The 18691-nt window shown below is 53.4% G+C and carries 20 protein-coding genes and 1 tRNA gene; 10 read left to right on the forward strand and 11 right to left on the reverse strand.

Annotated elements, in window-relative coordinates:
- Positions 1-11 precede the first annotated feature (11 nt).
- From BQ7114_RS05815 to BQ7114_RS05845, 7 genes are read right to left on the reverse strand one after another with little or no spacing between them, the layout of a single operon-like run.
- Entirely contained in the window at positions 12-647 is a 636-nt protein-coding gene (locus BQ7114_RS05815; protein ID WP_083431761.1) for a hypothetical protein, read from the reverse strand.
- 43 nt (positions 648-690) lie between these two features.
- Positions 691-1281: a sortase family protein gene (locus BQ7114_RS05820; RefSeq protein WP_143236801.1), complete on the reverse strand. Its 591-nt coding sequence runs from the start codon at positions 1279-1281 to the stop codon at positions 691-693.
- Positions 1282-1289: 8 nt separating this feature from the next.
- Positions 1290-6845 (reverse strand): LPXTG cell wall anchor domain-containing protein, encoded by a 5556-nt coding sequence (locus tag BQ7114_RS05825; RefSeq protein WP_230205979.1) that lies wholly within the window; start codon positions 6843-6845, stop codon positions 1290-1292.
- 50 nt (positions 6846-6895) lie between these two features.
- Entirely contained in the window at positions 6896-7870 is a 975-nt protein-coding gene (locus BQ7114_RS05830) for a Cna B-type domain-containing protein (RefSeq protein ID WP_195906722.1), read from the reverse strand.
- Positions 7854-8774 carry a class C sortase gene (locus tag BQ7114_RS05835; protein WP_083431763.1) on the reverse strand — a complete coding sequence of 307 codons (921 nt, stop codon included), beginning with the start codon at positions 8772-8774 and terminating at the stop codon, positions 7854-7856. The genes BQ7114_RS05830 and BQ7114_RS05835 overlap by 17 nt, the downstream gene beginning before the upstream one ends.
- A gap of 25 nt (positions 8775-8799) precedes the next feature.
- On the reverse strand, positions 8800-10482 hold the full coding sequence (locus BQ7114_RS05840; RefSeq protein WP_072343161.1) for a SpaH/EbpB family LPXTG-anchored major pilin: 1683 nt from the start codon (positions 10480-10482) through the stop codon (positions 8800-8802).
- 37 nt (positions 10483-10519) lie between these two features.
- Positions 10520-11026 carry a S26 family signal peptidase gene (locus tag BQ7114_RS05845; RefSeq protein WP_143236803.1) on the reverse strand — a complete coding sequence of 169 codons (507 nt, stop codon included), beginning with the start codon at positions 11024-11026 and terminating at the stop codon, positions 10520-10522.
- A gap of 345 nt (positions 11027-11371) precedes the next feature.
- Here BQ7114_RS05845 and BQ7114_RS05850 point away from each other — a divergent pair, with 345 nt between their 5' ends.
- From BQ7114_RS05850 to BQ7114_RS05885, 8 genes are all read left to right on the forward strand, one after another.
- A complete protein-coding gene (locus BQ7114_RS05850) occupies positions 11372-11608 on the forward strand; it encodes an antitoxin VbhA family protein (protein ID WP_072343173.1) in 237 nt (78 codons plus the stop codon).
- On the forward strand, positions 11605-11808 hold the full coding sequence (locus BQ7114_RS05855) for an antitoxin VbhA family protein (RefSeq protein WP_072343178.1): 204 nt from the start codon (positions 11605-11607) through the stop codon (positions 11806-11808). Before BQ7114_RS05850 ends, BQ7114_RS05855 begins: the two co-directional genes overlap by 4 nt.
- Positions 11809-12201: 393 nt before the next feature.
- Entirely contained in the window at positions 12202-13254 is a 1053-nt protein-coding gene (locus BQ7114_RS05860) for a hypothetical protein (RefSeq protein WP_072343183.1), read from the forward strand.
- A gap of 155 nt (positions 13255-13409) precedes the next feature.
- A complete protein-coding gene (locus BQ7114_RS05865; RefSeq protein ID WP_072343187.1) occupies positions 13410-13637 on the forward strand; it encodes an antitoxin VbhA family protein in 228 nt (75 codons plus the stop codon).
- A 383-nt stretch (positions 13638-14020) separates the two neighbouring features.
- Positions 14021-14308 carry a BrnT family toxin gene (locus BQ7114_RS05870; RefSeq protein ID WP_230205981.1) on the forward strand — a complete coding sequence of 96 codons (288 nt, stop codon included), beginning with the start codon at positions 14021-14023 and terminating at the stop codon, positions 14306-14308.
- Entirely contained in the window at positions 14301-14531 is a 231-nt protein-coding gene (locus BQ7114_RS05875) for a BrnA antitoxin family protein (RefSeq protein ID WP_230205982.1), read from the forward strand. The genes BQ7114_RS05870 and BQ7114_RS05875 overlap by 8 nt, the downstream gene beginning before the upstream one ends.
- 296 nt (positions 14532-14827) lie before the next feature.
- The gene (locus tag BQ7114_RS05880) at positions 14828-15064 is read left to right on the forward strand and encodes an antitoxin VbhA family protein (protein ID WP_072343173.1); all 237 of its coding nucleotides are present in this window, start codon (positions 14828-14830) and stop codon (positions 15062-15064) included.
- Positions 15061-15264: an antitoxin VbhA family protein gene (locus BQ7114_RS05885; RefSeq protein ID WP_072343178.1), complete on the forward strand. Its 204-nt coding sequence runs from the start codon at positions 15061-15063 to the stop codon at positions 15262-15264. Before BQ7114_RS05880 ends, BQ7114_RS05885 begins: the two co-directional genes overlap by 4 nt.
- Before the next feature lie 491 nt (positions 15265-15755).
- Here BQ7114_RS05885 and BQ7114_RS09070 read toward each other — a convergent pair whose 3' ends face one another.
- The 3 genes from BQ7114_RS09070 to BQ7114_RS08905 are packed head-to-tail and all read right to left on the reverse strand — an operon-like array spanning position 15756 to position 16403.
- Positions 15756-15878 carry a hypothetical protein gene (locus BQ7114_RS09070; RefSeq protein ID WP_268258626.1) on the reverse strand — a complete coding sequence of 41 codons (123 nt, stop codon included), beginning with the start codon at positions 15876-15878 and terminating at the stop codon, positions 15756-15758.
- Between the two features lie 17 nt (positions 15879-15895).
- Positions 15896-16210, reverse strand: coding sequence for a hypothetical protein (locus tag BQ7114_RS05890; protein ID WP_072343196.1), 315 nt, complete (start codon positions 16208-16210; stop codon positions 15896-15898).
- Between the two features lie 31 nt (positions 16211-16241).
- Complete coding sequence (locus BQ7114_RS08905; RefSeq protein ID WP_154665476.1) at positions 16242-16403, reverse strand: hypothetical protein; 162 nt, start codon at positions 16401-16403, stop codon at positions 16242-16244.
- A gap of 119 nt (positions 16404-16522) precedes the next feature.
- On the opposite strand from BQ7114_RS08905, the gene BQ7114_RS05900 reads away from it, so the two are divergent.
- Positions 16523-17748, forward strand: a protein-coding gene (locus tag BQ7114_RS05900) for an IS3 family transposase (RefSeq protein ID WP_143236805.1) whose coding sequence is annotated in 2 segments (ribosomal slippage) — positions 16523-16802 and positions 16802-17748 — 1227 coding nt in all. Because the reading frame shifts where the segments join, the coding sequence is not laid out codon by codon here.
- Between the two features lie 648 nt (positions 17749-18396).
- On the forward strand, positions 18397-18543 hold the full coding sequence (locus BQ7114_RS08910; protein ID WP_154665477.1) for a hypothetical protein: 147 nt from the start codon (positions 18397-18399) through the stop codon (positions 18541-18543).
- Positions 18544-18606: 63 nt separating this feature from the next.
- Here the strand turns inward: BQ7114_RS08910 and BQ7114_RS05905 are convergent.
- Positions 18607-18679 (reverse strand) — tRNA-Lys (locus tag BQ7114_RS05905).
- Between the last annotated feature and the right edge of the window lie 12 nt (positions 18680-18691).

An 18691-nucleotide genomic window follows, 5' to 3' on the forward strand; every position in this document is an offset into this window, starting at 1 on the left:
CCCAAGGGGCATCAGATTAGCCGGCCATTTTCAGATCTTATCGCCGCTTCATCTAGTTCTTTAGCGGTTTCAACCAGGGCGCGAGCACGGCGAGTTACCATATTCGCAAGCCTGTCTTTGTCCGTACGAATCCAGGTGGTACCAAATGTGGCACCCGATGCGAGGATCCTCATCGCCAGAGCCGCGTCGCGCAAGAGCTTAGACAAATCTGTGCATCCGGATCCCGTCATCAGCTTATTCAGTCGTTCAAAAAACTCGGCGTCATCCGGAGTTTGCGGTCGAGGATTCGTATCATCCACTCCTGCGGTAAACGGCGCGTTCAGGCCCTCCACGAACCTCTCGTGTACTTTGATTGAGTCGCGCTGATACCACTCGTTCAACAAATACAGACGCCACAGCGCGCCTGGGAGTGTGAACGCAGGGCTGCGTTCCCATAGGTCAGAAACTATGTCCACACCCTCTTCTTGGATTGCCGCAACCAGTTTCCGCACCGCGTTGTCACCAAACTCGTCATCAGCGAGGCCCAGCAGGGCACGCGCTGAAGTCATTGCTACCAAAGCCGCAGCTGCCGGATCTGAATCACCTTCGATCTTCTCAGCGTCCTCAAAACTAAGCATTGCGGGACGGTGGAACCTTGGCTGACTCATTGAACTCATCTCCTAACACTTGCAGTCTAAATTATGCGAGGAGTTATTCGCTGACCACTGCGGTGGCGCGGATGATTTCAAACTGCACGCCAGACAGCGAGGGGGTGTACAACGTTAGGTCCCAATCATCCCCACTGCTCAGCTTTGATACATCTGCGGCAGGAATGGACTCTGCGGTGAGCACCCGGTAACTGTACTGTTCGCCTGTAACAGCCGTAAACCTGATTTGGGCACCGTCTTGTAGGGAGGTAAGGCCGCTAAAGCCCGGCAAGTAGCTCGACACCCCTATTATTAGGGTTCCATTGTTTGCAGCGCCGGCATACACCCCCGGAAACTTGGCCGTTTTGTCCATTGCGCTTAGCACCGGGAAGTCACGGCCATAATCCGAAATAGTCAGCACACCAACCACGTCTTGCCCGCGAATATTCAACCCGGGCATGGCAGGGGTGTTTTCATTATTAACCACTGCAGGTTTAGGGTCGGGCATGATCTTCAGAGCTTGCTCCGCCAGAGCGTGCGAGTTGCGCGCGCCCCCAGGCGCGAGCAACCACACAAGTGCCCCTACGGCCACTCCAACGATTAGCAGGCCGAGAGCCGTTAAAACTCTGCCTCTTTTTCGGCCCTTCGGTGTCATACTAATCGTTATGAGCGCCTACGCAGCGCGAGCCCACCTAGTGCCGCAGCCATGGTTAGCGCACCGAGCAAATACACTACGTACACGCCAACGCCACCAGTTTTTGGAAGCTCAGTTGCGGCTGGCCCCGTAACCTTTACGCCCACCTTCAAAGGAATAGATGAAAGGTTCAGATCGCTACCTGGTGCCTGGTAGTTGTAGCCGAACGTTGACCACGCTATCTCGTCAGGATTAACTTCAGCAGGCTTGGCAACATTCGCGTCAAAAGACAGCGCCAGAGTCGATTCCCCACCGAACGAGAAATCCGAATCTTGAGCCGTTTCGTTCAGCACAAGACGGATAGATCTTGATTTCTCAGTACGTGTAGTGCTCCAGTTGGCAGTTGCATCACCTGCCCAATCCGCAGCAGTGAACGCTTCCGGTTCCTGCTGATCCGAGTATTCGATTCGGTAAGCACTTGCCGGTAGCACCTTGCGAGTGCCGTCCTTGCTAACTACCTCAACCTTCAAGTTCAATTTGTCAGCGAAGCGAACTGGGAAGGCGGAGTTTCTTTCCGGAGCCGAAGCGAACGTGTAGTTATCGCCCACATACGGCAAGTTAGAAATCATCGTGATCCGCTTAACCGGGTCCGACTTGTTGTTCTTAACTTCCATCGAGTAGCGGAAAGTCGAGGACGCGTCTTTAAGGGTAATGTAATTCGGCGACGACGTGGACGTCGCTGCATTCGCAGGATCCGAGACCTCTTCCACCCGTTCGATAGAAGACGTAAATGCATCGCTGCCAATCGGAATCATGGCTTCAGCCTTGATGGTCTTCAGCCCTTTGGCAGTGTGGTTACTTCCAGTGTTGCCGCTCCAGTTAGCATTGTAGAAGTCGTCAGCGAGCTTCAAGTCAATCTCGGTGTTCTCACCTCTCTTGACTTGCTTCGGATCATAATCTTGCCGCTCCAACAGAGTGAAGAAAGCAGTATTGAAAGCAGCCGGATAGTCGCCAGATTGCTTTGGATTCTTCGTAGAGAATTCCATGGTCAGCGACTCACCCGATTTGATGGGCACGCCGCCTACGGCATATCCCAGGGATCCGATTTTCGGAGAATCCTTGTCGGCACGCAAGTCGAACCTGATGCGGCCATCGGAAGTGGATGTCAGCGACAGGTGGAAGATTGCTTGCTGGCCTCCTCGCGACATTATCGCCACCGGATCACCGTCAACTACGAGTTTCTTCGGTCCCACGCTCCAAGCCAGATTCGCAGCCGTAATTTGGACGGCAGTAGGCTTGCCATCTTGCAGCGTCCAATCACCGAATGTGAAAAGCGCCTTGCTACTTCCGTCGGTGAAGCGCGTACTACCCACCGAAAGCTTGACCTCGCCTGTAGGTAGATAGTTCGGATCCCAAAGATCTGAGACTACGTAGCCCTCGATGGTCTCCTTGGCATCATTAAACGCCTTGATCTGCCAGTGCAAGGTATCTGCGTAAGCCGCGTGGGTGGGATCCGCAGTTCGTTCTCCGCCCGTGGATGTCTTGGCGACAATGGATTTTTCGATACCCGGAACCGGCTTGTCTCGCGTCAAACTGACGTTAGAGGCCAGCCACTGTTCGGTACCCGGCTTAGGCGAAAAGCCCTTATCTGAAGCCTTTTCGTTATCCCAAATGAAACGTTCGCCGTCGTTTAGAACCTGGTCACCCTGCTCAATAGACTTGATGGAGGTGTCCGGATTTACGCTCACGCCCTGCCCGGTCACGTCGTCATAAGGCATTGCAACATTATTGACAGCAAAATCATCCGGGGCATTAGGCCCAACCAGCACGATGTAGGAGAATGCGAGCAGCTCATTTGGATTCAAATAGAACTGCTGCCTCTCCTCGTCGTACGCGAGGTTGCCCTTCTGTCCATCATCTCCATTGGATACCTTGAAAATGATCTTCGAAGGGTTGGTGGCATCTGCTAACGCAGTAATGGTAGCGTTCTTCGGTTCCGCACCATCGACGGCGATAGGAACGTCAGAGCTCTTGGCTTGCCAGGTGCGGAAGTTATCTACATTCGCAAGCCAAGCTTTGCCACCCGGGTTATAAAAACCATCCCCCTGAGTAAACTTATCCGTGGTTGGGAAGAACGCTCTATACGTCACGCCCTTGGGGAGCATGTCTTGAATGTCATTCAAATACAGACGCGAACCGCCGTCATTAAATAGCGACACGTAATAGAGCGCGTAAGGACCGTTAAACGACTGTTTCCCTTCGGGATCTGTTGCCGAACGAGAATACACAGTGCGCGCAGCGCTATCGGAATTTGGGTCGAGCATAATGCGCGGCCCATAACCGCCGCCGCCATTTACATAGTTATAACTGCCGGAGCCAAGATCGAAATTACCCGTACCAAGCACGCCTTTTTGTAGTGCGGCGTTAGCGGGCTTCCCATCCTCGCCGCTCTTGGTAACAAAGTGGCTGACGCCATCATTCATAGTCTTTACATGCCAATTGTTGTACAAAGTGTCTTTCAAATACTGAGAGACATAGGCTTCGCCGTCATCAGCATCAGGGAACTTCAACGTGATATAGGCGTAAACCTCGCCTTTCACGCTCAGTTTGAAATCATCACCCCACACTATGTATTGCTGCGTGTCATCCCCGTCATTAGCGCCATTAGGAGGAGTCTGAGAGACACTCCAGTTCTGTCCACCCCGCACCGAAGTACCGTCGGAGAACTCCACGCTAATGTCATCCTTAGTCCACGGCTTACCCGGCAGCGACTTAGGAAGAGCATCGTAAACATCAGCACTGGTGAAGTCGATCGCAGTATCCCGAGAGTTCGCAACCGAGACGCGGTACGTAATAGATTCTCCTGGGCGTACCGGACTTTGTTTAACTAACTCATCCTCACCGGACGTACCGCCCCGCTTCGTGACGATGTTCTTGGTCACGTACTGACGTGAAACCGGATGACGAGTCTCTGCACTCGGTGGTTTACTGTTGCCTGCCGTGTTAATCACGTAGTGCTGTTTGTTGTCAGACGGGTCTAGCTCATCAACCAGCGTCGAATAGTGAGCGGTAACAACCGCGCCTGGACTGTACTTCGAGGCATCTACGTACCACTGGATTCGCGTTGATTCATTGCCGACCTCAACATGATCTGCAATGAAGTCGTGCACTACATCCGCCTTATGCGGAGGGGTTTCCACTAATTCAAAAGTGACGTTTTCGTAAGTGCCGGGCTTATCCAGCACATAGTAGTCAACCTTTTTAATCGTCTTAGTTGTCAGCCCAAGACCACTCAAGCCTGGGTTCTTATCAACTCTAGCGAGCAACTTGTGCGGGCCCGATAACTCGTCGATAAGCGGCATGATGAAGCCTTCTGGGGAGCCAGTCTCCAGCTGCACTCGAATCGAATAGTCAATCTTCTGACCGGAGTTAACTTCCTCATCTTCGGCCGGATCAGAGATTTTTCCGATCTTTGCCTCCGGCATCGCCTTAAACGTGGAGTTACTTGGCGTGTCCCCAAAATATGCCGTGTTCTTTACATCTTCACCCGAATCGTTTTCGATTGGGTCACCGAAAATATAAGTGTCTTTCACTGTGGCGTTAAACGAGAGCTTCAGCTCATTACCACCGTAAATCTTGCCATCAGGCACCGCCCAAGAAAGCGAGTACGCGGTATCCTTCCTCACTGCAAACGCGGCCAGCTTGCTCTCAATTTCAGCAGCCGACAGCGTTTCTTCCGCGCCATTGCCCACCTTGAACGTAATGGAATCGCCGGCACGTTTTATCTCCACGGTGGTTGGGTCGGCAGTACACGCCGGGTTGTATGAGGGAGAAAGCTCTGCTGTTCCCCCAGAGGCAACCTGAACGTTAAGCTTTGCATCACACGGCACGATATTCGAAATTGTGATCGATAAGCCAGAAGATTCCGGCTTGTCCAGCACCTGCCGAACTTGTGCCGGCGTCATGTAAAGAGTTGTGGGTAAATCGTCCTTCACTGTCGCAAGATCCAACGGGCCTGAACCAACGTTCTTGGCGCTAAGAGTAAAGGGAACAGCCTGTCCGCGCAGGTATACTTCCGTTTTTCCGTCACCCGCAGTCTTTACAAACTCACCCTTACCTGGCGCTACCTTTACCGGCGTCGTTACTTCCGCATTGGTTGTCTTCGGATCAGAATGCGTGTAGTGCGCCGTCATTCCAACCCCGTTGCTCACTTCGACGGATCCACCCTCAGGAAGTTTCTTGGCAACGAGTAGATCGTCAGCGAAACGGAGATACAGGCTTCTGGTCGCTGTGTTCTTATTCCGGTACCAAGACAGTGTCAGGGTGCGTCCATCGGCGCTAAGTTTGCCAGTCACTTGCCTGTATTCAAACTGCGGCTGAGCCCAACCGATATCCACCTTATCCAGCTGAAATCCGTGGATGCCAAAAATCGGCGTTTTCTTGCCATTGATGCTAGGGGCGAAAACGAGGTCATTAACGTAATCACCTTCGCGCGTCCACCCTTCCAAGAAGTCAGAAGACATAAGCCCACCACGACCGCTACTGTTCAGCCCGTCTCTGATCCCTTGAATATAGTCAGGATTGATCTCGAAGCCCTCGGGCACAGTGAACGTCTCTTCTACCTTGATCTTCTGGAACGGATCCTGACCTACCCCACCGGTAGGCGGAGTGGGGGAATCCTGAGCCTTTTCAAGGTAGAGCCTGTACCTCAAATTGCGTAGCTCATAAACGCCTTTTGCGGCGTTATAGCCGATGGCTGGCTCCGCGGCTTCTGGCCAAACTTTGGAAACCTTACCCGAGGTGTGCTGACTCTTAACAGCCTGATACTCGTCCCGCACCGTGTCCCATTTCGCGGCGTGGACACCGCAACCAGGATCAACCACAGTGTTGCCTGCGGCCTGCGCCTGCTCCGTTGTGAGCTCGGCTCCCCAAATGCGGGCCGTGCCGCCCGGCGATGCGGGGGAGTCGTACTTCGTCTCTAGATCTACAGAGAACGCTTCACCAATCTTCGAGCCGGGGACCTCAATGTAATAGGTGTTCTCCGCGCCCTCCGCTTTGCGGAAATAATAGGGGTTTAGCTTGTTTTCGCTGTTCTGGTAATACGGCTCATCACGCACTTCCAGTTTCGAACCATTTACCAGGGCGTAACCGTCCGCACTTGAAAACTCCAGGTAAATGCGGTGTTGCACGTTTTCTGCGGCAGCGGTGTTCGAAATACCGATGTGCTGTTTGAACGTCTCACCTGTATAACGCTGCGCAACACTATTGACCACATTGGGATCCTTTTGCGTTGACGACTGCGCGATTTCGATCTGCAAGTCACCAACCACCTGCGGGTTCACAGTGGTCTCATTCTTATCTGCCGGGCACTGCCCAGCAGCCCCGGCATCTGGGGCTGGCTCCCCCACTGGCTGCTGCGCGGCAGCGGTGTCCTCGCTAACGGAAAGCTCGGCAGACTCCTCAGGTTGAGTATCAGGTTGAGTATCGGTTTCAACCGTCTGCGACTCCACCTCCGGCGCAGTTGGATCAGCATAACCAGTAGCGGGCATGACAAACATGACGCCCAGGAGCGCGATAACGCTCACCAGTGCGACAAGAATGCGTGTTCTCGCGGCTTCAACACCTCTAAACATGGCTACGCCCTCTCATTTCTTCCGCGCATGCGCCCTGCGCCTACAAGCACTAAACCAGTTAAGAACAACACGATGGCTACACCGCCAACTTTCCCGTCTATACCCGTTTTTGACAGTGGACCCTTTGGCTTCGGATTCTCAGGCTCAGGAGCAATGTTCGTCAGCGTGAAAACGTGATTATCCACGGCAGTTCTGACCTCGTAAGACCCGCTCAGTTTCTCGGCCACCGACCAGCGGCGCTCCCCCGTCTCGTCCTGCCACTCGAACGTCCAGTTATTCTGCGCGCTCAGAGTCACACGCTCAAAGAGCTTTCCGTCCGCCAAAACGTCCACCTGGATCGAAGTTGGCCTGCGATCCTTCACCGGCTCATCCTGCCAAAGCTTGACCAAACGGTACTTCGTTGGCTCTACCTTCTGCGGCTCCAGCTTTGGCGCGACCACCACGTCGTAATCGAGCTCGCCCTCACTCCCCTTTTGAGGGAGCGAGAAAATCACTGGCGACGCCACGTACCTATATGCCCCCTGCTTCACAGGAGCTGCCGTCATCAAATAAACGCCTACCTGCAAATCCTGCATGCGGACCTGCCCCGCAGAATCGGAAGTGGCCTGCGCCGTTGGAGCCACACCATCTCTTTCCAACAGAGACTGTAAGGTAAGCGTGGCGCTCGCCGCCACATCGGGGTCGCCCGGCTCAGTCGCATCAGTCAACGACTTCCAACCGATAGCCGTGGCGTAAGAATCATCCAACACGAAAGGCAAACCCGGGGCCATCTCAGCGATCCGGTACAGGCGGACCTCCACGCCGGGCAGCGGCTGGTTATCCACCGCGTGGAACATGGCCGACACAGAACCCAGCCGGTCTGCCTCCACATTTTCAAAATCTAAAACATCGGGCCTCGAATCAGCATGAGCCGGAACCAACGAAAATGCCAGCGCAATCGACAACCAAAGCGCTAATAAGCTACTTTTCGTCCGCATGGTTATTATCCTTCCCCATGTGCCTGGGCGCATACACACTTCGCGTCCGGCGCAACACCACAACAAGCCCCACCACAAAAATGGGAACAGCCACAAAAGCTGCCACCAACACCGGGTCTACCCGCACAGCATCCGCCGCGATAGACCCTACAGCCGATAACTCGGTTCGCTCGCCAGTAACCAACAGCCTATGAGTATTAATCCCATACGGCGTGCAGGTAACCAGCGTTACCAAATCTCGATCAACCTCGAGCTGCAGAGCACCAACTTCCGTTGGTAACACCTCAACGATGTCGCTCACGCGATACGCCAGCTCTCGGTTACCCGTTCGGATCACAAAAATGTCACCCGGCTTTAGCTTGTCTAGATCCGTAAAGAGCTTGCTTGACGGCAAACCCCTATGGCCTGTCAGTACTGAACGGGTTCCAACTCCACCAATCGGTAGCGACGTACCCGGAATATGACCGACACCCGCCTGCAACACCGCCTCGTCTGTGGTGTGGTAAATCGGCAGATTAACTCCCAACGAAGGAATCTGGATTGTTCCCATCACCGACGTGCCCGTAAAGTTCAGCATTCGTAGATACTGATCCATCTGCGTAGCAGGTAGCCTACCCGGCTCATAAACAAGCGCATCATTGTACGCTCCCGCCTCATCCAAAAGACGTTCCACCTCAGTGGTGTCCAGTTTTGACACGGCTTCCTCGTAACTCACCACCGCGGCCTTTTGCCTCTGATGGTTATAAAAGTTAGCGACCGGCGGGTAGAGGAAAACCAATAGGCCAAAAATGAACAAGGCGATTAGCGCTATATCTGAAAAACTGCGACGTCCCTTTTTCGTGCGCGGCGTTCCCGCCGACGGCTTAGTTTGTCGGCGGGAACGTCCGCGCGTCGAAAGGGTCAATCTAATCGACCGTTACGGCTGGTGTCTACGCTTTCTTGCGATTGCGTAGAACGAAACCACCCGCGGCAGCAATCATCGCGGTTACGCCAACGATCGTGAAGATCGTGGTACCAATGCCACCCGTCTCCGGAAGCGTTGAACCCTTCGAGTTCTGAATCTGGAGCGTCGAGAAGGTGCCGTCCGCTGGGGACGCATCGGCCTTCTCACCAAGCTTCAGCTCTTCAACAACAGGCTTCTGGCCTGGCTCAGTCTTGAGCGAGGAAGTCAGCTTGATCGGCGTGTACTTCGCGTCGCCAGAAGGAAGGTTGTAGCCAGTTGGGGCCTTAGTCTCTTCCAAGTAGTACTGCACGTCAGCGTCAAGACCCTCAATGGAGAACTCGCCGCCAGCCGGCACGGCAAAGGTGGTGCCGCCAGCCACATTTTCGGCCCAGCCGGTGATCTTACCGTCCGCAATGATGGCAGCCTTGCTCTTATCGGCGTTCACCAAACGGAACTCGGCACCCTCGAGCTTCTTCGCAGCATCATCCGCGTCTACCTTTTCAGCATCCACCTTGTAGGTGAAGACATAAACTTCGGTGTCAGGCGTTTTACCAGGCTCACCCTCATCGTCAGATGCGCTCTTGGAGTACTCCACGTGCACCTTGTTAGGCTGCGCCTTGCCAGCTTCTGACTTCTCGTTCAGCTTCGCAGTGTAACGAACGGTGATCTTCGAATTAGCGTCTACACCCGGAACATCTTTCAGGTTGGCAAAATCAATACGGATACGCGTTCCGTCCTGGTAATCACCGGCATCGGCGATCTTTTCCGAAGTGACCTTGTAGTTCGCCACGTCCACCTTAGTGGTGCCAACGTAAACCTCTACCGAATCAGCGTTGAAGTCGAATCCCTTAGAGAGTTCATCGACAAAAGCGTACTTGTAGGTGTTGTAGTCTGCGATGTTCTTCGAAACGGTACCAGTGAGAAGGAACGGTACGTTCTGACCAATCTCATAGTTAGCCGTCACATCGTAAGCAGTTACACCGTCATTAACCTGGCCGGTCTCAATGCCGGTGTTTTCCTGAACCTTCTTACCCGAAGTAGGAACAGAAGACTTCGATTCAACTGTGACCGGACCAACAACCCGTAGGATCGGAGTGGTCAAAGCCGAAGCGTCCTTGTCCGTATCCACCACTACGTAGTAACCGGCGTCAATCGTGCCAGTCTTGTAGGTGTAGGGAGCCGCATCGCCAGTTTTGGTGAAATCAGCTTTGGTGCCGCTTAGGTTCTTCGAGACCAGCTTTGCAAATGCAAGAGCCTTTGCGTCATCTGCACCCTCCAAAGCCTTTGCGACATCGGCTGCTGAAGAATCTGCGGTAATGCCAGGAAGAAGATTCTCTTGAACCAAAGCATTCAGGAGAGCGTCGGAATTAACACCGGTGCCCCACTCAATGTTGGATAGAACCTGCTTGCCATCAACGTCAGCTAGATCGCCGTCGAAGACCTGGTACGCGCCGTAGGTGTGATCGCCTTCCTGGCTGGTCACAGTGATTGTGGGATCACCCGCAGCTTTTGCCAAGCCCGGGAACGATACCGCCAACAAAAGGGCAAGTACCGTGGCAAACGCGACCGCGACTGCACGTACCCCCCCCTTGCACGGAGATTTGTCGAGACATGAAACTTCCTTCTTTAGTTCGAAAGACGTGCAGTTCGCACCTTTGCAGGCTATCACTTTATTTGTCAGAGTGGGACCGATTGCCTAGAAACAGTTAAAGCCTTCCCAAATGCCCCACCGGCCACACTTGCAACACCACGCGCCCAACGAAATCCTCTCCCGCTACCTCGTGCAATGCGGAAGTATTGCCCTGGCCGATTACTACCAGCACACCGCCCTCAGGCACCGTTGACGGAAACGAAACCTCTGAGCGAGCTAAATCTTCAGGCGTTAACGCAGCTGGGGACTCAAAACCATTTACCGCCAGATGACCGTTGTCCAGCACATCTACTTCATCGCCGGCAATGGCAATAGCCGAACGTACTAATATGCGGTTTCCATGGAAGAACGCGACCGTGTCACCCCGACTGAAATCCGCATGATGCGCGGCAACCAACACGTCATCCTTCTCAAACCCATTTCCCGTGCCGCGGACCTGCAGCACAGTTACAAAAAACGTTGACAAAATAATTGCCAACGCGCTCAATACCAGTGCTGCCTCCGCAACCCGGAGGAACACCCGGGTGACCCGAGCAAGCGAATCCCATTTTCTATCTGGCATCACGCCACCTTAGAACAATCCAGCAACACAGCCAATACAACTACCCACCCGCATTCTATTATGGGCGGCTGGAAACCTGCGCTGGTATTCAGGAGCCGGCAAGTTGCGCAACTACTCGCTTGAAGAAGTGAAGGCTGACCTAGGCCTGGACGATTAGAGTCTCCAAGGACGCGCTAAAGGAACTAGTGAGAACTAGCGAAACGTAAGACGATGGGAAAACAGCTGTGGGGGCAAGTTCAACATTGAGCATGCTCAATAGGGTTCACACCCGCACCCGTGCAGAGCTGACACCTAGGGAGCATTGCGCGCCCCTGTGGTACAAGTTGGATAGATATGGGAGGCATTATGCGCGTTTTTGACATTGAGCAACGCTGGCCCGAATTATTCCAAAATCTTGATGAGCGGCAACGACTCGGCGTGCGCAACACGCTTGCCGCATTGTGGCACGAGGGCTTCGAGGCAACCGAGCGAGATGTTGAAAACCTTACCAACTACGCTGCAGGTATTATTGCCGCTAACGAATACAGGGCTAGAGCACACGCAACGGTAGGCGTGTACCACGGAAGTGAGGAAGCATTATGAGCGTGTCAGCACAACCACATTTAGTATCTCAGGCCGCAGTACGCGAGGCCATATCGTTTGCAGATGCTGCGCTTGCTTTAGCTGGCCACACTGTTACTGACGCCTACATTAGAGATTTGCTTGAGCAGTGTTTATCTGGACAAATCAGCGACGCTGAATACCTCGCCCAAGCTATCCAGCACATCCGCCGCACACAGTGATCGGACAACGTTACTACTCATGGGATGACTACTGCATTCCAGGAACGACCACCCTGAGAAATAAATTCGTGACGGCAACCCACCCCTTTGGGGAGCCTGATGCGAAGAAGCCAAGAACAAAAGGGAAACCGTAGCCGTGTCGAAGTAAAGGCGCTAACACGGTTACGGACAGGGAATGCAATAAGCCTTGCTGGATACGCGGAAACCCCCGCTCTCGCAGGGGATTCCGCCAGGTGGGCCCACCGGGAACCGAACCCGGGCCCCAGTGTTTGCGGCCATCGCTCGCTCGATTGGTGCGATGCCAGAAGTTTGGCTGAGTTACCAGGCGCGCTTCCAAACGGCTCGCTTCCGTCGATCAACTAGACTCGACACCAGCAGGTAAAGGAAAACACCATGAGCACCAGCCAGCCCAACACTCCACCAGAAAAAGTAACCGAGCAAGCCTTGGCGGTTAAACCGGCTTGGTATAAGCGGCCGCCCATTATTACCACTATCGCAGTAGCACTAATCGCCGTCCTAGTAGCGGTCGGGTTGGCATGGAAAACCCAGGCCGACACCAAGAACGCGCGCGAGCAATACCAAACAGCCCAAGCGAGCTACCAGCAAACCCTCACTGAACTGGACCAGGCCAAGACGCAGGCAGGGGCCATGCTTGAAATGGCTGCGCAGCGCGCAAAAGACACCGACACTAAGACCCTTGTCGAAGCGGTAGAAGAAGCAGACAACCTCAAAGATGTTGAGATGCAGGATGCTTCCACGCTAGGGCGCGAAAAAGCCAAGCAAGCCGCAAACGCGGTTAAGAGCGCGCAAGAGCAGGCTCAAAGCGTGCTCGATAAACTCACCGCGTCGTTTAAGGCTGTGCGCGAAGAAGTCGCAGGCAAAGCCTCAACTGATTTTGATGAGGCAGTGAAAACCCTTAACGAGGCAATTGAGCAGGCGGGTAAGGCTAATCGTGAAGGCGTAGAAAAGAGCACTACTGACAAGTTAGACGCGGCGTTGAAAGAAGCTAAAGCTATCGACCAGGCCAAGCCAGAAGCGCTAGAGGCCGTGGCCGACATTGAGACCGTGTTCACCCGCGCTGACGAGGCGAGTAAGAGTGCTAAAGCCTTGACCGAAGCCACCAAGAGTGTAAATGACGCGGCGAAAGCCAAAGCAGAAGCCCAACAAGCGCAACAAGAGCAAAGCTCAAGTGGTTACGAACAAACATACGAAGGCAACTACAGCGGCAATGACTACAGTGGCGGCGGCTATAGTGACTGGAACACAGGCAGCAATGGTGGCAATAGCGGCTCTGGTAGTGGTGACGTGTGTGGTGGTGGGCAGTACTGCTACAACCCAAACTTCCCCGAATATAGCTATGACTACGACGGGTGGGCGCACCACCAAGTTGTGCCAGATGAAAATGGAACGATTACAGATTCGGGTTGCCTGATGGGGTGCGACTAGCATCTGACCATTATCAATCCGCTAACACCAACAGCGGCCCGCAGTAAAACAGCGGGCCGTCTTTGTGCGCGCACACCCCGCACCCGCACAGGGTTGATATCCAGAGAACAGTGCACGCAGCTACAGTAGAATTCGAATAGCAAACAGGAGGCACCATGCGCACTTTTGACATTGAGCAACGCTGGCCTGAACTATTCGAAGGCCTAGAGCCGTCGCAACACGAAATCGCCCTTGACACACTCGCCTTGGGTTGGCACGAGGGAAACGCGCCGACTCGGCGCATTGTCACGAACCTAACCGATTACATGCGCGGAGAAATAAGCGCGGATGAGTATCTAGCCCGCGTAACGGTAGGCGTGCTCCACGGAAGTGAGGGAGCATAAGACAGGAATCAAGGTTATGGACGGGGAGTGTCATGAACCTTGATAGATACGCGGACGCCCCTGCTTTCGCAGGGGCGTCCGCCGGGTGGGCCCACCGGGAATCGAACCCGGGACCCGCGCGTTCCAAGCCGCCACTACCCGGCATTGGAGAAGTGCCGCAGATCAAGAAACTAGACCATCCAACTAGGCACCCTACCCCTAGGCGGATGTCACACCAGAGCGCGAGCGTGGCATTACACAGATAGGAACCAGCTTGAACGCCGGTCATTTTCACCTGTTTTCAGCCTTGGGGTCAAACACCCTAGACCCCTATGGGGGCGTATCTTGTCTCGGATGCCTTCTAGTTCTTCCTTTTGTGTACGTTATATGTATATAATATGTATGTGTTTTTTGAGTGGGACGAGCATAAAGCTGCGTTGAATATCGTCAAACACGGGGTGAGTTTTGACGCTGCTGCAGAAGCCTTTTCAGATCCGTATGCGCGTGTGACTCCTGATATTAAGCACTCAGATGATGAGGAACGTTTTTTCCTAATCGGAATGGATCTTCAAGCTCGTGTCCTTACGGTGTGCCATTGTGAACGTCACGGTGGAGAAGCTATAAGAATTATTTCAGCTAGAAAATCAACGAAAACAGAGTCTCAACAGTATTGGAGGTATCGTCATGAGTGATGTAAAAGATGTTCTAGATATGCCTGCTGAAGTGGACTTTTCACACAGCCAGCCAAACCCTTACGTTGGCAAGGTTCGCCGTCGTATCACAATCAATATTGACGGTGAAACGCTGGACTATTTCAAGGCAGAATCAGCACGTACCGGTGTTCCGTATCAAACAATCATTAATATGTATTTAAGCGAGTGCCGAGATAAAGAAAAGCACCTTGCCTTTGCCTAACTAAGAGATTTCCCTGCCACCCGGAGGAATTCGCTTCGCTCATCGAGCAGCCAGTCGCCGAAACATAAGTCGCCGCGTCCCGCTAGGGGAATATCTAGCCCCTACGACTTACACTCCAGACGAGCGTGCATTATCGACCGATAATGCACGCCTGAACTACCAAAACTAGAAACCGCGTGAAACCAAGCAAACAAAACGTGCAAAACTAGCGCCCAAAACCCTACCCGTGCAGAACCACCACCCATTGAGTAATGCACGCATCTACGGTAGAGAATAAACAGCACTTGGGAGGCATTATGCGCGTTTTTGACATTGAGCAACGCTGGCCCGAATTATTCCAAAATCTTGATGAGCGGCAACGACTCGGCGTGCGCAACACGCTTGCCGCATTGTGGCACGAGGGCTTCGAGGCAACCGAGCGAGATGTTGAAAACCTTACCAACTACGCTGCAGGTATTATTGCCGCTAACGAATACAGGGCTAGAGCACACGCAACGGTAGGCGTGTACCACGGAAGTGAGGAAGCATTATGAGCGTGTCAGCACAACCACATTTAGTATCTCAGGCCGCAGTACGCGAGGCCATATCGTTTGCAGATGCTGCGCTTGCTTTAGCTGGCCACACTGTTACTGACGCCTACATTAGAGATTTGCTTGAGCAGTGTTTATCTGGACAAATCAGCGACGCTGAATACCTCGCCCAAGCTATCCAGCACATCCGCCGCACACAGTGATCGGACAACGTTACTACTCATGGGATGACTACTGCATTCCAGGAACGACCACCCTGAGAAATAAATTCGTGACGGCAACCCACCCCTTTGGGGAGCCTGATGCGAAGAAGCCAAGAACAAAAGGGAAACCGTAGCCGTGTCGAAGTAAAGGCGCTAACACGGTTACGGACAGGGAATGCAATAAGCCTTGCTGGATACGCGGAATCCCCTGCTCTCGCAGGGGATTCCGCCAGGTGGGCCCACCGAGAATCGAATCCGCGACTCGCGAGCCTTAATATCATGATCCACCTGATCGGTGTAGCGGAACTCAATTTTTAACCGAAGGTACCAGCAACGTTTGTGATACCAGCGTTATCGGTATTACAGGTTCCTCTACACCTGGGCACTAAGTCACCAACCCAGACACTTCAGAACACTGCCAGGTTATTGACCGTATATGAACAGGATCAGACTCATACGCGTGTTCAGTCGCACCTGTTGACGGTAGAGTCTTACGCGATTTCAACGTTCTCGTTTGCAGATTCCCTAGTTACCATGAAGAAACCCGGACCAACCAGCAGAGCCACTACAAACAATGCCGACACAAGAAACGCCGGACTAGTCAGCGCATTCACGTTCTTCTCTTCTATCGTCAGAGCACCAGCTTTAGCAAAGTCAAAACAACCATGACCACGATCGCGGTTCCAACGATGTAGACAACACGGCGTAAAGCCTCATTGCCGGTGGCCCACTCGTTGGAGACTGCAAGCATAATGCCGGCAATAACGCAGCCAATCATCGTTGTTGCTCCAGCAATCCACAACAGCCAGTTCAACACCGTCTGCACGATAGCCTCCACTCCCGGAGGAGCCTCAGGAACCGGGTTCAAATCCAAACTAGCCAAGCCCGCCCTCAAGCGCACCTTACCCACACTAATCAGGACAGCGCCTTGAGAAAACACATTCATTAATCTTCCTTTCTAATCAAAGTCAAATCTTTCAAAACTTCACGAACTCCCTCAGAAGTTTCATCCCCTCAAAGTCAGTCGACAGCGCCATGCCTGCTGGCAAGACACCAGCCGCACACACCCCGGCCAAAACTTGGGTATGCATCTGTGTAGAAACGGCCGGCGAACCAGCCCACGGATTAACACCACTCATTGCGACCTCCCTTCTACGTACTACGTAGAATGTGCGCGCACAACAACAAAGGACACAAAATGGTTGGCAATGAAGCGTACTGAGTTTTGTTCCTACCTGTTTTTGAGAGGATTAGGAACATGGCGAAGAGGTATTCACCAGAGTTTAAGGATCGCGCGGTGCGGATGGTTGCGGATCGCCTTGCTGATGACCGGTCGTGCACGCAGTGGAGAGCAATTAACGAGATTGCCCCTCGACTGGGGATTTCAGTTGAGTCGATGCGTCGCTGGTACGAACAGTCTCTGATCGACTCTGGACAACGCCAGGGCTTAACTCGTGAGGAACACGAAGAGATCAAACGGTTAAAACGCGAGAATGCAGAGTTACGGCGGGCGAACGAGATTTTGAAACTCGCGTCAGCTTTTTTCGCACGAGAACTCGACCACCCCGGGAGCAAATGATCGCGTTCATTGACGAATATCGCGAGCGTTTCTCGGTCGAGCTCATCTGCCGGGTACTAGGCGAGCATACGATTGGCAGGTTTATTACCTCCCGTGGCTACCGGCTAGCTAAAAGTCGGCCTGCCAGCGCTAGGAGCATACGAGACCGGATGCTGATCGAGGAGCTAAAGAAGATCCATGCTCGCAATTATGGCGTGTATGGGATACGCAAGATGTGGCACGCTGCCAGGCGTGCAGGGTGGAATATCGGTCGTGACCAGGTCGCCAGGCTTATGAAGATCGCCGGTATTAGCGGTGTTCGCCGCGTCCGGGTGCCTGTGACCACCCGGCCAGCACCAGTCCCAAATACTCGCCCGGATCTAGTGAGCCGGGAGTTCAAGGCCAGCAGGCCCAACGAGCTATGGGTCGCTGATATGACCTACATTCGCACCTTGTCAGGGTTCGTCTACACAGCCTTTGTCACCGACGTGTACTCCAGGAAGATCGTGGGATGGTCCACCAGATCGACCATGACCACCGAGGCTCTTCCACTGGAGGCACTTGAGCAGGCCATCATGGGCGCAAAAGAGGGTCTTGATGGTCTGGTTCATCATGCTGATCACGGCTCGCAATACACATCGATTGCCTACAGCGATAAGCTCGCTGACTACGGGATTAAGTCTTCGACCGGTTCGGTTGGTGACTCTTACGATAACGCGCTAGCTGAGACAGTCAACGGACTGTACAAGAGCGAGTTGATTTACTCCCAGTCCTGGAGTTCATGTACCCAGGTCGAATGGGCTACCTTGAACTGGGTCCATTGGTGGAACACTGAACGGCTCCACGAATCGCTCAACTACACCACCCCCGAAGAGGTCATCACAAGATACAATCAAACCCGGTCAGCCAAGCTGACCCCCGTATAAGAAACGGAACAAAACCCAGGACGCTTCAGCAACCACCAATATCACTCTTTTAGTCGGAAACTCACACAAAGATGTAAGAACTAGGACGCCGCAACGAATACCTCGTTACCTTGAAGGCCAGACCTGAGAACAAGCCGAAAGCAGATACTATGCCGCCCTAGAGTACACGGCAGCCAACACCACTGTGGAAGCGGGACAACACACAACTACAAAGAAGTCATCTAACGCATTAACGACGAGTTCAAACGGATGTAAAAATGCGAAAAACGAAAAGCAGGGTGCAATTTTTGCACCCTGCCCACAAGCTTTCTAGAGATTTGCGCCACATTCATCAGGCTCTGAAAACAAGAGACCCAGCCACTTCCCGCACCACTAAGGCTAATGATTCATTGCCGGCTTTCAAAACACTAGCCTTAACACGCTACAAGATCTAACTAGCATCATCTTCCTTGTCAATTCTAGAGCACAAATCTGCCTCGGACATCATTTTTACCCCTACCGGGTTCTCCACGGCACAAAGATCATCACGGACGAAACAACACCGGTTCATACCGACCGAGCGCTAATCGCCGCGGTAGGTCTCTAGGACATGCAGTAGGCACGTTCCGTGCGATCCCGCGCGTATCAGACACTGCTTCAATATGAAACATGCCCGCAACTACATCCCGTTTGAAATCGCGCTACAAAACTGGCGGCGACGTAGAGTGGAGCCTGCAAGAGCTTCTAACTGTTGCAAATTTCTTCCAAGTCGAGCTAAACGACTTGGCGCCTACCCCTGACGGCGAAGGTAGCTGAAGTCCTGCGGCATTTGTGCCTGGATATGCGAAAGCCCCTGCTCTCGCAGGGGCTTCTGCCGGGTGGGCCCACCGGGAATCGAACCCGGGACCCACGGATTAAAAGTCCGTTGCTCTGCCAATTGAGCTATAGGCCCGTGCAGACCATT

Origin of the sequence: Actinomyces urinae (assembly GCF_900119695.1) — a bacterium.
GTDB classification, from domain to species: domain Bacteria; phylum Actinomycetota; class Actinomycetes; order Actinomycetales; family Actinomycetaceae; genus Gleimia; species Gleimia urinae.

Coding starts and splice junctions, on each gene's coding strand:
- BQ7114_RS05815 (WP_083431761.1), bottom strand. CDS start 647: ATGAGTCAGCCAAGGTTCCACCGTCCCGCAATGCTTAGTTTTGAGGAC.
- BQ7114_RS05820 (WP_143236801.1), bottom strand. CDS start 1,281: ATGACACCGAAGGGCCGAAAAAGAGGCAGAGTTTTAACGGCTCTCGGC.
- BQ7114_RS05830 (WP_195906722.1), bottom strand. CDS start 7,870: ATGCGGACGAAAAGTAGCTTATTAGCGCTTTGGTTGTCGATTGCGCTG.
- BQ7114_RS05845 (WP_143236803.1), bottom strand. CDS start 11,026: ATGCCAGATAGAAAATGGGATTCGCTTGCTCGGGTCACCCGGGTGTTC.
- BQ7114_RS05850 (WP_072343173.1), top strand. CDS start 11,372: ATGCGCGTTTTTGACATTGAGCAACGCTGGCCCGAATTATTCCAAAAT.
- BQ7114_RS05855 (WP_072343178.1), top strand. CDS start 11,605: ATGAGCGTGTCAGCACAACCACATTTAGTATCTCAGGCCGCAGTACGC.
- BQ7114_RS05860 (WP_072343183.1), top strand. CDS start 12,202: ATGAGCACCAGCCAGCCCAACACTCCACCAGAAAAAGTAACCGAGCAA.
- BQ7114_RS05865 (WP_072343187.1), top strand. CDS start 13,410: ATGCGCACTTTTGACATTGAGCAACGCTGGCCTGAACTATTCGAAGGC.
- BQ7114_RS05875 (WP_230205982.1), top strand. CDS start 14,301: ATGAGTGATGTAAAAGATGTTCTAGATATGCCTGCTGAAGTGGACTTT.
- BQ7114_RS05880 (WP_072343173.1), top strand. CDS start 14,828: ATGCGCGTTTTTGACATTGAGCAACGCTGGCCCGAATTATTCCAAAAT.
- BQ7114_RS05885 (WP_072343178.1), top strand. CDS start 15,061: ATGAGCGTGTCAGCACAACCACATTTAGTATCTCAGGCCGCAGTACGC.
- BQ7114_RS05890 (WP_072343196.1), bottom strand. CDS start 16,210: ATGAATGTGTTTTCTCAAGGCGCTGTCCTGATTAGTGTGGGTAAGGTG.
- BQ7114_RS08905 (WP_154665476.1), bottom strand. CDS start 16,403: ATGAGTGGTGTTAATCCGTGGGCTGGTTCGCCGGCCGTTTCTACACAG.
- BQ7114_RS08910 (WP_154665477.1), top strand. CDS start 18,397: ATGCCCGCAACTACATCCCGTTTGAAATCGCGCTACAAAACTGGCGGC.